7 protein-coding genes are annotated in these 14358 nt (G+C 56.7%); 6 read left to right on the top strand and 1 reads right to left on the bottom strand.

The annotated features are described in order from the left end of the window. Nucleotides 1–54: 54 nt before the first annotated feature. From atpA to FHS27_RS01345, 4 genes are all read left to right on the top strand, one after another. Entirely contained in the window at nt 55–1572 is a 1518-nt protein-coding gene (gene atpA / locus FHS27_RS01360) for a F0F1 ATP synthase subunit alpha (RefSeq protein WP_184300658.1), read from the top strand. Between the two features lie 65 nt (nt 1573–1637). Next, nucleotides 1638–2534: an ATP synthase F1 subunit gamma gene (gene atpG / locus FHS27_RS01355; protein ID WP_184300655.1), complete on the top strand. Its 897-nt coding sequence runs from the start codon at nt 1638–1640 to the stop codon at nt 2532–2534. Between the two features lie 115 nt (nt 2535–2649). Then, the gene (gene atpD, locus FHS27_RS01350) at nt 2650–4092 is read left to right on the top strand and encodes a F0F1 ATP synthase subunit beta (RefSeq protein ID WP_009101269.1); all 1443 of its coding nucleotides are present in this window, start codon (nt 2650–2652) and stop codon (nt 4090–4092) included. 3 nt (nt 4093–4095) lie between these two features. Further along, the gene (locus FHS27_RS01345) at nt 4096–4482 is read left to right on the top strand and encodes a F0F1 ATP synthase subunit epsilon (RefSeq protein ID WP_009101270.1); all 387 of its coding nucleotides are present in this window, start codon (nt 4096–4098) and stop codon (nt 4480–4482) included. 28 nt (nt 4483–4510) lie between these two features. Here the strand turns inward: FHS27_RS01345 and FHS27_RS01340 are convergent, their stop codons facing one another. After that, on the bottom strand, nt 4511–5329 hold the full coding sequence (locus tag FHS27_RS01340) for a hypothetical protein (protein WP_184300652.1): 819 nt from the start codon (nt 5327–5329) through the stop codon (nt 4511–4513). A 281-nt stretch (nt 5330–5610) separates the two neighbouring features. On the opposite strand from FHS27_RS01340, the gene FHS27_RS01335 reads away from it, so the two are divergent. Next, nucleotides 5611–7965: a hypothetical protein gene (locus FHS27_RS01335; protein WP_184300648.1), complete on the top strand. Its 2355-nt coding sequence runs from the start codon at nt 5611–5613 to the stop codon at nt 7963–7965. Next, entirely contained in the window at nt 7949–14161 is a 6213-nt protein-coding gene (locus tag FHS27_RS01330) for a protein kinase domain-containing protein (RefSeq protein ID WP_246418976.1), read from the top strand. The genes FHS27_RS01335 and FHS27_RS01330 overlap by 17 nt, the downstream gene beginning before the upstream one ends. Nucleotides 14162–14358 lie beyond the last annotated feature (197 nt).

The following is a 14358-nucleotide window of genomic DNA, read 5'->3' as shown; positions in this document are numbered from 1 at the left end:
CAATAAAACATTCCATTCAACGCCTTTTCTTTGAAAAAATAACGGTACGGTCCAGTGAAATTCAACAGCGATGAAATCGCATCGGTCTTGCAAGCCGAGATCGAACAGTTTGATAGCAAGATCGATGTCCGCGAAGTCGGTACAGTCTTGGAAGTCGGTGACGGGATCGCTCGGGTTTACGGGCTCTCGGGCGTCATGGCCGGCGAGATGGTCGAATTCCCCAACGGATCCATCGGCCTCGCGTTTAACCTCGAAGAAAACAGCGTCGGTGTCATCATTCTCGGTGACTACCTGACGATCGAAGAAGGCGACGAAGTCAAAGCCCTCGGAACACTGCTATCGGTTCCCGCCGGCGACGCCGTCATCGGCCGCGTGCTCGATCCATTGGGCAACCCGCTCGACGGAAAAGGCCCCGTCCAATCCGACATCACACGCCCCGTCGAAATCATCGCGACGGGCGTTGCCGAACGGAAACCAGTTACCGAGCCACTGCAAACCGGTATCAAAGCTATCGACGCAATGACACCGATCGGACGCGGCCAACGCGAACTGATCATCGGTGACCGCAAGACCGGTAAGACCGCTATCGCGATCGACGCGATCCTGAACCAAAAGGGCCAGGGCGTGAAGTGCTTCTACGTCGCCATCGGTCAGAAGGACTCCGCCGTCGCCAGCGTCGTCGACGTGCTCGAGCGTTACGGTGCGATGGAATACACAACCGTCATCGCCGCAGGTGCATCGTCACCGGCTCCTCTGCAATACATCGCACCGTACGCAGGTACCGCGATGGCAGAACACTTCATGTTCAACGGCGGACACGCCCTTGTTGTTTATGACGATTTGTCCAAACAAGCAACCGCGTATCGCCAAATGAGTTTGCTGATGCGTCGCCCACCAGGCCGCGAAGCTTACCCTGGTGACGTGTTCTATTGTCACAGCCGTTTGCTCGAACGGTCGTCGAAATTGTCCGACGACCTCGGTGGTGGTTCGATCACGAGCCTGCCGATCATCGAAACGCTCGAAGGCGAAGTTTCCGCATATATTCCGACCAACGTGATTTCGATCACCGACGGTCAGATCTACGTTCAACCCGACTTGTTCTTCTCCGGCGTTCGGCCGGCCATGAACCCCGGGATTAGTGTTTCCCGCGTCGGTGGTGCTGCTCAAACGAAAGCAATGAAAAAGGTTTCCGGTGGTTTGCGTCTGCAACTCGCCGCCTTCCGTGCTCTCGAAGCGTTCGCGCAGCTCGGTACCGACCTGGATCCGGCAACGCAAAAGGAACTCGACCGCGGCTACCGCATGGTCGAACTGCTCAAACAACCTCAGTACCAACCACTGTCGGTCGCCGAGCAAGTCATCAGCATCTACGCCGGTACCAACGGCATGCTCGATGATGTGCCGGTTAAAGAAGTGCAACAGTTCGAAAAAGAAATGCTGCAGTTCGTCAACGACAAACACAGCTCGTTGGTCAGCGACATGACTGCCAAACCAGAACTGAGCGACGAGAACGTTGAACGAATCGTCAAGGCCGTCACCGAATTCAAAGCCGTCTACAAGGGAGGCGAAAGGTAACAGGAAACGGGTAACTGTTCCGTTTCTCTCTTCCGTTACCTGCAACCTTTTACTTCAGATAAGCCATGGCCAACGCACGTGCTCTCGACAAACGACGCAAGTCGATTCGAAACATCCGCAAGATAACGCGGACGATGGAATTGATTGCCACCGCTCGCTACAAGAAAGCGATGGATCGGGCTGCGGCGGCAACCGCGTACACCGATCAAATCACGAAGATCGTCAGCAGATTGGCCGATGCCGGCACCGACGTTCAACACCCTTTGCTCGAACAACGCGAGAAGATTCGCTCCTCACGCGTGCTCGTCTTGGCGAGTAACCGCGGACTTTGTGGCGGCTACAACGCGTCCATCCTCCGGACGGCGATGCCACATATCAAGCAAGTTCGCGACGAAGTCGCTAACGTGAGCATCGACGCGTCGGGCAAACGCGGTGTCAACGGACTGAAGTTTCGCGGCATCGAAACCGACAACCAGTACCTTCAGTTCGAAGACCAACCGGCCTACGACGAAGTCGAAAAGATCGCCAACGATTACCTCGCTCAATACATCACGGGCAAGATCGATCGTCTCGATGTGATTTACACCAAATTCATCAGCACGTCGAAACAGATCCCGATGATCGAAACGCTGTTGCCGCTCGGATCGCTCGGTGACGAAACAGACGCGTCTTCGAATGCGGGTGCCGGAGGCAGCGAAAATTCGCAGTACGAATTCCTGCCATCGGCCGAAAGCATTCTCGAAGAAGTCGTGCCGACGAGTTTCAAAGTCAAATTGTTTAAGTGTTTTCTGGATTCAGCCGTCTCCGAACAAGTCGCTCGGATGATCGCAATGAAGGGCGCCACTGAGAGTGCGGGCGACATGATCAAACAGCTCTCGATGACCTACAACCGTGCTCGCCAAAGCCAGATCACCGGCGAGATCATGGAAATCATCGGCGGCGTCGAAGCCCTCGAAGGCTAACCCTTTCGAGAGCAGGCTCTTTGCGAATCGCGAAAAGCCGCCTCCTGTACCACCTATTCATCACACCTTTCCCACCCAGCTAGAAGCTAGTCGCTAGAAGCTAAGAGCTAATTCAATGTCTACCGCTACCAATGCCGTCGGTCGTGTTTCTCAAATCATCGGATCTACTTTCGATGCGGAGTTTCCCGAAGGCCAACTGCCCAAGATCTACAACGCTCTGACCATCAAGAGCGAACACAAAGGTGTGACCATCAACCTCGTTGGTGAAGTCCAACAACACCTCGGCGGCAGCCGCGTGCGGGCAATCGCCCTGGGTAGCACCGAAGGCATGATGCGAGGTATGGAAGTCGTCGACACCGGTAAACCGGTTTCGGTCCCTGTCGGACAACAAACACTCGGCCGCGTGTTCAACGTGCTCGGCGAGCCAATCGACAAACGGGGCGACGTTCAAGCCGACGACTACTGGCCCATTCACCGTCAAGCTCCACCACTGAATGAACTGTCAACGAACACCGAGTTGTTCGAAACCGGTATCAAAGTGGTCGACCTGCTCACCCCGTTCGTCCGCGGTGGTAAAGCCGGTCTGTTCGGTGGTGCGGGACTGGGCAAGACCGTTATTCTGACCGAGCTGATCGCCCGGATCGCGAGTAGCCACGGTGGTTATTCGGTGTTCGCCGGCGTGGGTGAGCGAACCCGTGAGGGCACCGACCTTTGGTTGGAAATGCAGGATACCGAAATCGGTAGCACCGGCCGCAAAGTGATTGAACAAACCTGCATGGTGTTCGGCCAAATGAACGAACCACCAGGCTCGCGTCTTCGCGTTGCGTTGTCAGCTCTGACCATGGCGGAATACTTCCGTGACACCACGGGTGCTGACACGCTGCTCTTCGTCGACAATATTTTCCGCTTCTCGCAAGCCGGTTCAGAAGTATCGGCTCTGTTGGGCCGGATGCCATCGGCAGTGGGTTACCAGCCAACGCTCGCAACCGAAATGGGTGCGTTGCAAGAACGAATCACGTCGACCAAGCAAGGGGCTATTACATCGGTGCAAGCCGTTTACGTTCCTGCTGACGACCCGACCGACCCTGCTCCCGCGACCGCGTTCGGTCAGCTCGACGCGTTTATCTATCTCGAGCGTTCGATTTCCGAAAAGGGAATCTACCCTGCGATCGACCCGTTGGCATCGAACTCGCGAATTCTCGATCCGCAGTACGTCGGCGACCGTCACTACACGATCGCCCGCCGCGTCCAAACGATTCTTCAACGATACCGCGAACTCCAAGACATCATCGCTATTCTCGGTGTCGACGAACTCAGCGAAGACGACAAAACGATCGTACACCGTGCACGTCGGATCGAGCGATTCCTGTCGCAACCGTTCCTCGTGGCCGAAGTCTTCATCGGCAAGCCCGGTGAAATCACGTCGCTCGAAGACACGATCCGCAGCTTCGAAGAAATCTGCGACGGCAAGTGGGATCACCTGCCCGAGCAAGCGTTCATGTACGTCGGTGCGATCGAGCAAGCCGAAGCACAAGCCAAGAAGATGGAGTCGAAGTAAACGATGGCCATTCGATGTGTTGTTGTTACGCCCGAACGAACCGAACTGGATCGGGAAGCCGATTTCATCGCGCTTCCGATGTACGACGGGGAACTCGGTGTTCAAGCCGGACGTGCTCCCATGATCGGCCGTCTCGGCTATGGCGTGCTCCGTCTGCAAACGACGGCCGGTCCCCAACGGTTCTTCGTTGACGGCGGGTTCGCTCAAGTCGAAGCAGACGTTGTCAGCGTTCTAACGGCGCGTGCCATCGCGGTTGACCTGCTCAATACCGATGAGGCAACCAAATCACTCGCCGAGGCACTCGAACTGCCGAGCGATACGCCTGAGCAAGCTCAGATCAAAGAAACCGCGGTCCACCGGGCTCGCGGCCAACTGCGAGCCTCGCGGTAAGACTTCTCTGCGATCCTGCCACCCGTTCCTACAACAGTAGGAACGCGAAGCCGGCAATGGCCGCTGATTCGCTCAGCAGCCCGCCGCCCGTCTGACAGCAATCATCGCCACACCCCAGCGGCTCGATCGAGCACTCGTAACGTTGGCACGTCGTACAATCACCATAGGCTTGTACGCACCGACAGTGAGGTTGCGAGGCCACTCGGTAAGGCAGAATCGCCGTATTGGTAACAAACCAAAAACTCGAATACAGATTCTGCAAACAGCCGAGCCGTTCACAGTCAACACGTCCGCAACGCTCGAGATTCATCTCTTGGTAATAGGTCGGCTGATGGCAAAAACGCGTGTGAACGCGATCGGCTGGCTCCGGAATACGGTCACCACCGACGATCCATCGCGGCGGTTCGTCCAATATCGCAGCCGCTTGATTGACAGGAACATCGTCCTTTCCGACTGACGACGCCCCCACGCGAAGCTCCCGAGGCGATTTCCGCAGCACGGACATCCGCTGGGCTAAACGATCGTCAGCCTGTTGCTTTTCAGCATTCGCGGCTTGTTGCGCCCCGTCTGAGTCGAAGTCCAGGTCGGTTGCAATGCTGAGAGGATCCGAGCGATCGGAATCAGATCGCTCGTTTGGACCATCCGTCGCAGGCGTACCTTGCTCAATCGACGGACCTTCGTCCATCAACATCAACCGCAGTTCGTCCTGCTCGTCGGGTGCTGCCATTGCCACCCGAGAGCCGTCGCCTGTGATCCATTCTGAATGTTCGTACGGCGAATCCGCGCTAGCCATCGACAGCGACGCTGCGATAGCGAATACGTTCACGGAAACGATCAGACGATTCATATTTAAAACTGACTCGGGTAATTTCGAGACTCACGCACTCAATACGCGCACGTGTATCGTTACTATCGTTTATGTGCCAGTCCGTCCGCGAGACGCCCTCGACTCGCCCGCACCGCTATACAGAGCCGCTTAACCATGATCAAACGAACATCGCGCATTACCCGCATAGCTTCACATCGCTCCTGACGATCAAATCTCCGATCCCCGCGAGAACCACACTTTAATGCGGCACTCTTGAGTAGAATAAACGCCACTCGATTTTCACCGGCACGCCCTGCGACATGAACATTCGCCCACCGCACTCTCTTCGCTCGATTCTCGACGCAATGGTCGGGCGATGGTTGCGTGGTGACCGTGCGTCGGAGCCTGAAACGCGTCCTGAGCAATGGATTCCGCGAGTCCGCACGCTGGAACCGCGAATTGTCCTCAATGCGACTGCTGAACTCGCGGCGCTGGGCGACCTCGTCATCTCCGGTGACGCGGCGGACGATTTCGTGGAGGTGTCCATCGACGGATCGGGCCGAATCGAACTTTTTGATGCCAACTCGGCCGTCATCCCCATCCGAGTGGGGACCGACGCTTTCGGAAACCCGATCTTCGTTGACTCCGTACACCCGAGCCAAATCACGACGGGCCGCTTGACCACCAATCTGGGTGCCGGCAATGACACACTCCGGATCGATGTGCCTGTCGATCTGAGCGTTACCGTCATCGATGACCTCGGCAATGACTCCGTCGACGTGACGCTAACCCCCGACAATCTCGGCGTGTCCGACAATGTCTTGAACATTGATGCCGAAACGATTTCCCTTAACGGACGCGATAACGACATCGATCTCACCTCGAGCAAACTGGAATCATCGGGAACGAACGGCTCAATCTCGATCGAGAACGCCGACGATGTCACTCTCGGAAACGTCACCGTAAACCAAGGTCGGCTCCAAATCGGTGATGCCGCCGACCTGATCACCGGAAACGTCACCCAAGCCGGCGGAACCGACATCGCCGTCAATCGTTTGGAGATCAACGCAACCGAGGGCGTGGATCTCTCTCAGGCGGACAACTCGATCGCGATCGTTGATGACATCAGCACGGACGGTGACGTCATTCTTCGCAGCGATGCCTCTGGGCTCGCCAACGACACGATGGTCATTCACCGGATTGAAACTCTCGACAACAGCGTGCGGGGCGACATTTCTGTCACGGTAAATGGCAGCGTCGATCTGGTCTCCTCCGATCCCGCGAACGACACAGTTCTTTCAACGGCGAACGGAGAGATCCGGGTTTCGGCAACAGAGGACTTGCGTATCGACGACTTCGTTTCGTCCAACGACGGAAGCGACGTTGCCGCAGACCACGAAATCATTGCGGGTGGCACGAACGGACGCGTGAACCTGTCGGCCGGCGACACGTGGACGGCCGGTGATGCCGTTCAGATCTACGCCAGCCAAATCACGGACGGCGCGGTCACCATAAATGCACCGGACGTTGTGATCGGAAATGACTTTGAAATCAACACCGGAAACGGTGTCGGCATCGCACACCGATTCGCGCCACGCCCCGAGATCAACGTCATCGAACCAGGAATATTCGAGGCGGTTCAACCCGGTGTCATTACCGACCCGAACGATCCCGACTTTGTGGAAATCGAAACCGCGTTTTACGATGTCGATTCGATTTCGACCAACATTCTGACCCAGGCCAATGAAAACGACGCGACGGGCGTCCTTTCTGTGCAGATCGGCGTTGCGGGCGAGAACGGGCTCACGCTATCGATCGACTGGGGCGGACAATCCAATCGTTTCCAAACCCTCGAAAACTTACCGGGTGATCGCACCCAAGTGGATGTGGCACACGTCTACACGCAAGCCGATATTTTGAACTCAACGCTCAACGGTCGCATCAGCGCAACGGCGCCGCTCGCGGTACGATTCGCCGTTTCGCATCATGCTTCCATCGTCATCACGGGCGACTCGATTGAACAAACCGTTGCACCGGGGGAAATCGTTACCGCGGGTGGAACGTCATTGAGCGAAGCGGTGCCCGGCCAACTCCTGACGTCAACCGACAATCCCAATACCGTGTCGACGTTCCAGGGTAACGTGGTGCCGGATTACGAAAGCGGGCGTGCCTTTTTCGTTATCCCACGAGTCGATCTGCCGCCCGCGTTCTTCGCGGTTCGCAACGTGATCCCTGAGCCCATCGATCCTCCACCTCCATTCATTTTGACCTCCACAACGGAACTCTCGAACGTCACGTTCGAAACAGCCGAAGCGTCCGCCTCGCCACTGTCGATTCGCGAAGAGTACTTCCAACTGCGAACATTGTCTCCTGACCCCCAGGGCGATGATCTCGTTGAACCGATTCGCCTGCATGATAACATCATGTCGCAGGAACATCTCACGGACCTTTTTACCGAACTCCCCGACGGCAGCTATGAGATTCAATACGTCATCGGTGAGAGCGACCAACGCACCATTTTAAGGGTGGATCTGCGTGGAGGCGAAGCTGTCATTTTGAGCGATGATATCGAGTCCGGCTCGATGGAACTTGAATTGCTCGAAAGCGAAGAATCCGACGGCGAAACGGACACCGGATTGGCTCCCAAAGAGGATGATCATGAACCACGATCATGACTCCATCGGTGAGGAAGCCGAAGACGAGAAATCCGAATCGAACCCCAAGTCCGATTCCGAATCTTCTCCAGACCAAAACTCAAAACGTGACGCATCCGACAACACCAATCCCGATGCCACGGTCGAGGAAATTGCGGGGTTTGGCCTTGATGCGACTCTCGATGACTCCCCGCCTTTCGATCCGGATGCCACGGTCGAAGAGAACATGCCGCTACCCGGTGGCGAGTCCGCTTTCAACGAAACCGGCGCCGACCCAAATGCAACCATCGTCGAAGACGGTGACTTTGACCCTGACGCAACGATCGAAGAGGAACAGGCATTCGATCCTGACGCAACCATTGAAGAAGGCCGCGACTTCGATCCAAACGCGACCGTTGTCGAGGACCACAGCGACGATCCGAACGCGACCGTGACGGAGGACGACGCATTCGACCCGGACGCCACCATCGACGAGAGTAACTCATTCGATCCCGATGCGACGATCGAGGAGAACCGCGAATTCGATCTCGATGCAACTCTCGAGGATGATCGCTCTCTTGATCCCAATGCGACGGTAGTCGAACACCGCAGCGACGATCCACACGCGACCGTGTCGGAAGACGACAAATTCGATCCGGACGCCACCATCGACGAGAACAACTCATTCGATCCCGATGCGACCGTCGAGGAGAACCGCGAATTCGATCCCGATGCAACACTCGAAGAACAGAGCCACGTCGATCTTGACACGACCATCGACGCGCCTCCCACAATCGACCAGATCGGAAAAACCGTCCCGAGCATCGATCACTGCGGTAAAACCGTCATCGATACAGATCGGCAACCGTCGGGCAATTCCCAAACTGAGACAAACCAAACTCTCGACGAGACGGCCAAAACGCTCGCGATGATATCGGGTAACAACCCCGATGATGAAACCGGCGATCGCGACGACGAATCCCTTTCGGTTCTGGAAGACACCGACCTCGGGCAAACGATCAATCCGCGAGCTCTCTCCGATGCGGAAGCGAAGTACTGGGATGAAATCTCGTCTGAGTTTACTTCTGATCGAGAACCAACCGAGTTGCCACCCGCCATCGATCGAACGATCGTGGAAACGCGTTTGCAACTCCGCAACCAATCCGTCGCCACCCAGATTCACGACGAAGACAAAGGAACCGATTATCGACTCGTCCGCTTGCTCGGGCGTGGCGGGATGGGAAATGTTTTCGTTGCCCGACAAGGTTCACTCGACCGGTTGATCGCGGTCAAGGTGATTCGCCCACTCGACACCGCCAAACGTGAACGGCTCGCTCAAGAAGGGAAACTCGAGTCGGTCGAGCAGAATCGACGGCAGCAGTTTTTGTCCGAAGCCGTCGTCACCGGAGACCTCGACCACCCCAACATCGTGCCGATTCACGACGTAGCGGTGACGGGCGACAACACGCTGTTCTATTCGATGAAACGCGTCGTCGGCACACCCTGGTCGGACGTCATCAACGAGAAAACTCGTGACGAAAATCTCGAAATCCTGATCAAAGTCGCCGACGCGATCGGGTTCGCTCATACGCGTGGTGTGGTCCATCGTGACATCAAACCCGAGAACGTCATGCTCGGCGACTTCGGCGTCGTGATGGTGATGGACTGGGGCATCGCGTTGGCGAAACCTGAATTTGAAAAACTCGATTCGATCACGCCCGCAACCCGACTCGGTGGCACGCCCTCGATGATGGCTCCCGAGATGGCAATCGGTCCGGTCGAACGTATCGGACCGGCCGCGGACATCTACCTGCTCGGCGCGACTTTGTTCATGGTCATCACGGGCCAACCGCCGCACCATGCCGCCAACGTCAGCCAATGTTTGCGAGCCGTCGCCAACAACGAAATCCGCCCATACGACGCCAAGCACAACGGCGAATTGATGAACATCGCTCTGAAAGCGATGTCCGACCATCCCGATGATCGCTACGCCGACACGACTCAGTTTCAAGACGCGATTCGCGAATACCGATCGCACGCCGAGAGCATCTCGTTAGCAACACGCGCCAGCGAAGATCTTAAGATCGCGAACGAAACGAGATCCTACCCGCAGTTCACTCGAGCCCAATTCGGGTTCGAAGAAGCCATCGCCTTATGGGATGGAAACGACCGTGCCCATGCGGGATTGAAGAAGACACCGATCGATCACGCCGAAGCCGCGTACGCCAACCAAGACTACGATCTCGGCCTGTCATTGCTCAATCCGAACGAGCCCGATCACACCGAATTGATCGGACGCTTGAAAGAGGCGCTCCGGCTCAGAGAACAACGCGAAGCCACGTTCGCGTTGCTCAAAAAGACTGCCGTCGCAATGCTCGCATTTATCTTGATCGGCGGATCAATCGCGTTGTACTTCATTCATGAAGCCAGCACGCGTGCTCAACGCAACGCCTCGATGGCGAAGTACCAATTCAAGATCGCTCAAGAACAGCGAGATCTCGCCAAAGAGAACGAAGAGGAAGCGATTCAGGAACGCAAACGGGCGGATCGCAACTCCGAGGAAGCCATCGAAAGCGCGCGTATCGCGGAAATTCAAAAACAGCGAGCGATCCGCAACGCGGAAATCGCAGCCGAAGAACGTGACCGCGCGGACAGCAATGCCGATAGAGCGATTCAGAATGCACGGGCCGCTCAGATTGCCAAAACCAAAGCCGAATACGAAGCCTATGTCTCCGGTGTCGGACTGGCAAAGGCACGCATTGATCGCAATGAGTTTACCGAAGCACGCCGGTTGATCTCCGGTCTCATCGGCGACCGTACCGATCACTCGGTGCCATGGGAATTGCGTTACCTTTCCTCGCTCGCAAACCAATCCGCCGCGTCAGTGAACGCGTCCGGTGTGCCCACAAGCCTCGCGATCGCATTCAACACAACGGATCGCGGTCCCGGCACAACCCTCATTCGGCTCGATGACGGGACGGTCGCCTCGTTGACACTGCCGTCACCAAACACCGCCGCCGAGAACCGACCACTCTCGGTGAAACCGATCGAGTTACCCAAGCTCTCCGCCGCTCAGAACGATTCGGGTTCGCCGCACAACGTCTCAGCCATCACGATCAGTCGCGACGGTTCCATTGCGGCCGCCGGAACGCAACGCGGTGAGATTTTGTTGTGGGATCCTCGCGACAAGGATTTAGCTCGGCCCCAAACGGCAAACACCTCCCGCCGCCTTCGAGGGCACCGAGATCGCATCACCAACCTTCGAATGGTTGGCGACGATTACCTCGTGTCCTCTTCAGCCGATCGCACCATCCGCGTGTGGGAAATCGCGACCGGGTCCGAGTTGAAAACGATGTGGCATATCGCTCCCGTCACTGGGATGTCGACCGGTGTCACATCACGCGGTTTTCGCATCGCCGCTGCCGTCGCTGAAAAAGGACTCGGCCAAGTCGTCGTTTGGGAAGCACAAACCGACCGTGAGTTCCGCGCTGAATCGATTGGCATTTTTAACGAACACTCGCAACCGATCACCAGTGTTGCCATATCGCCTGACGCCAACTCGATCGCATCCGGAGATGTCGAGGGCAACGTGCTGGTATGGTCGATCGCCGACCTAAAAGACAACGACATCACCAAACTCGTCAAACGAGCCGTGCAGGCATCCTCGCCATCGTCCTCTCCGAATCGTCGAAATGCGGCAACAGATGCAACCTCGTCTCAAACCATCTTCACACGACTGGTCAACGACGAAAGCGATTTCGCGGACCGATCATCAACGTCCGGATTATCAACGTCCGACTTGACCTCGGAAACGGCAAAGGCACATCAACAGTCGATTCGTAACATTCAGTTTTCCGAAAACGGCGAGACTTTGCTGACCTGTGGCGACGACTACCTCATCCACACTTGGAAACCCGCACCGGACACAGGGTCGTCACCGCGTTTTAATTGGGAACTCGCTCGAACCCTACGAGGCCATGGCGGACCGGTCATGGATGCTGCGTTCTTAACCGACGACGGCGAGCAGATATTGTCGACGGGCGCCGATCAATCGATTCGACTCTGGATAGCAGACGATTCATTCTCGGGCACACTCACCTCGCAGACCGCGCCCGAAACCGCCCCCACTTTCGCCCGCGTCGAACCGACTGCAACGCAAGTTCACGACGATGAAATTTGGTCCGCGTCGATGTCGCCCGATGGACGCCGCATCGTGACCGCGAGTCGCGATCGCACCGCAAAAGTACTATCGATCAATCCCACAACGCTAACGCTCGATAAGACGACCGACCTCTTCACCAACGAAGAGGACACATCAACGAACGCAACGCGAGAGGAACGAAGCGGACTCGCCCCGATAGCGAATCTCACCGAAGGAACTGCGTTCCGTGCGATGTCAATGCACGTCGATGTCGCCTCCCAACGACTCTTCGTCGGCGGAGCGGATTCAGTCGTCCGAGTCTGGAATCTTCGCCGTGGAACCGAACTGGAAACCATCACAGGAACCGGGCTGAATCAAATTTTCGCGGTATCACGCGACGCCAACGTTATCTTGACCGGGTCGAGTTCCGAGGGATCCAACGCGATCTTGTGGCGTTTTGATCCCGGCACATCGACGGCCAGAATCCTGCATCGCCTCAGTGGCCATGAAGAGTCCGTCGCTGCGGTCGCACTGTCATCCGATGCCAGTCACGCGTTAACGGCTGACCGTGCTGGACGCGTCCTGGTGTGGGATGTCGAAACAGGGACACCAATCGGTTCACCCATCGACTTGCTTCTTGGCACGCGCATCAACGATGCCGCCTTCGCCACAGACGGACAGAGCATATGGCTGGCGGCGGACGACCAACGCCTCTCGCGGATCGACCTAAGTTCTCGCGAAATTGTCGACCGCCTCGAACATGACGGATTCGTCACCAATGTGGATTTTTCGGAAGACGGTCGCCGCGTCATCACTACATCGGAACTTCAGAAAATCAATTCGACAATCCATCGCGCGACGTGGTGGCAACTTTCACCGAAAGGCGGATCGCCCGCGCAGCCGAACACGCTCGTGGAATTGACCGTCTCTGCACGCAATCGCATACGATCAGGAGGACAACCGGGTATCGCTTCGGTCGCAATGAACTCATCAGGGCGGGAAGCAATCGTCTCAATCAATCCGCCCGGTGATGCCCCCAGTCGCGTGCAACGATGGCAGGCAGACGACGATATCCGCAACGCAAAAAAGACGATCGTCCTAGGTCTTCCCGATCGTATCGGCGACGTATCGTCTGCCGCTCCGGTATCCGATGATGAACTGGTCACGATGCACGGTAACTCGGCTTTCCGGTGGAACACCAACTCTCGCAAACTCGAGATGAGCTACCGCATTAACGGGGCGTTGAGCGTTGCCGCATTTTCACCCGACGGCAAATTCGTAGCCACCGGAAGCCGCAGTGTCAAACTTTGGGATGCACGGAATGGTAACGCCATTGGTAAACTCGAATCTCCTCACGACGGCGCCGTCCGATGCATCGCGTTTAACGATCATCTCACAGCAACGGAGTTTTTGACCGGCGGCGATGACGGCACCATTCGTCGATGGGCCTTCGACCGGGACACCGCAGAATTTAGCAACACCGCAACGATCCGCGACGCCACAGGGTCCTCCGAAGACGGAATCCATCAGCCACTTTCGATCTCAATCTCACCGGATGGTCGTTCCATCCTGACAACTACCAACCGCGGCCGAGTCGTGCTACATGACTTCGACGAAGAAACACAACGGGTTCTATTTGACGATCCCGACGTTGGGGCGATCCACGCCGGTTGTTTCTCACCAGACGGCCGGTTTGTTGCTGCGGCCGGGCGCGACCGACTGGCAAGGATGTGGGACCTTTCGAAAACTCACGATATCAACGATTCACCCGATGCCGTATTCCAGGGGCATGCCGAAGCGATCCAGGACGTCGCCTTGATCGGAGAGATCGAGCCTACCGACGTGTCACGTTCAACACTGCGCTTATTTACCGCTTCGCAGGACCGTAGCGTCCGCATTTGGGATCCGCTGTATTCGGCACCACCGCCTAATCAAAACGGGACAAAATTGCCAGCACGCATCGGCCCCCAAGGACGCGAACTGTTGGAATTACTCCGGCACACCGACGGCGTCATGGCTGTCGACTTCAACGCCGACGACTCTCTGATGATGACGGCCGGACGCGAAGGCAAAGTGGTGCTCTGGCCCGCTCCCTAGCCTCGAATCCAACGCAAATCAGCGATTTTTGGAGGCCAAGAATGCTTTTCTCGAATGAATCCGGATTTTCCTGCACGGATCAACGTCTGGCAGGTCACTAATACTGAATGAATGGCAGCCGACTTTCCGGTCTTTCGGCTCGGTACGCTCCTGCCTCACTTCGGTTTTCCGCAGTGACCACACCCTGGATATTTGAA

The organism is Aporhodopirellula rubra (assembly GCF_014192335.1).
GTDB classification, from domain to species: Bacteria; Planctomycetota; Planctomycetia; order Pirellulales; family Pirellulaceae; genus Rhodopirellula; species Rhodopirellula rubra.
This window is presented reverse-complemented; position numbering and strand designations above follow the sequence as displayed.

Bases quoted from the DNA above. Each gene is read 5' to 3' on its own strand.
- FHS27_RS01345 (WP_009101270.1), top strand. From the start codon at position 4,096: ATGGCCATTCGATGTGTTGTTGTTACGCCCGAACGAACCGAACTGGAT.
- FHS27_RS01340 (WP_184300652.1), bottom strand. From the start codon at position 5,329: ATGAATCGTCTGATCGTTTCCGTGAACGTATTCGCTATCGCAGCGTCG.
- FHS27_RS01335 (WP_184300648.1), top strand. From the start codon at position 5,611: ATGAACATTCGCCCACCGCACTCTCTTCGCTCGATTCTCGACGCAATG.
- atpG (WP_184300655.1), top strand. From the start codon at position 1,638: ATGGCCAACGCACGTGCTCTCGACAAACGACGCAAGTCGATTCGAAAC.
- FHS27_RS01330 (WP_246418976.1), top strand. From the start codon at position 7,949: ATGAACCACGATCATGACTCCATCGGTGAGGAAGCCGAAGACGAGAAA.
- atpD (WP_009101269.1), top strand. From the start codon at position 2,650: ATGTCTACCGCTACCAATGCCGTCGGTCGTGTTTCTCAAATCATCGGA.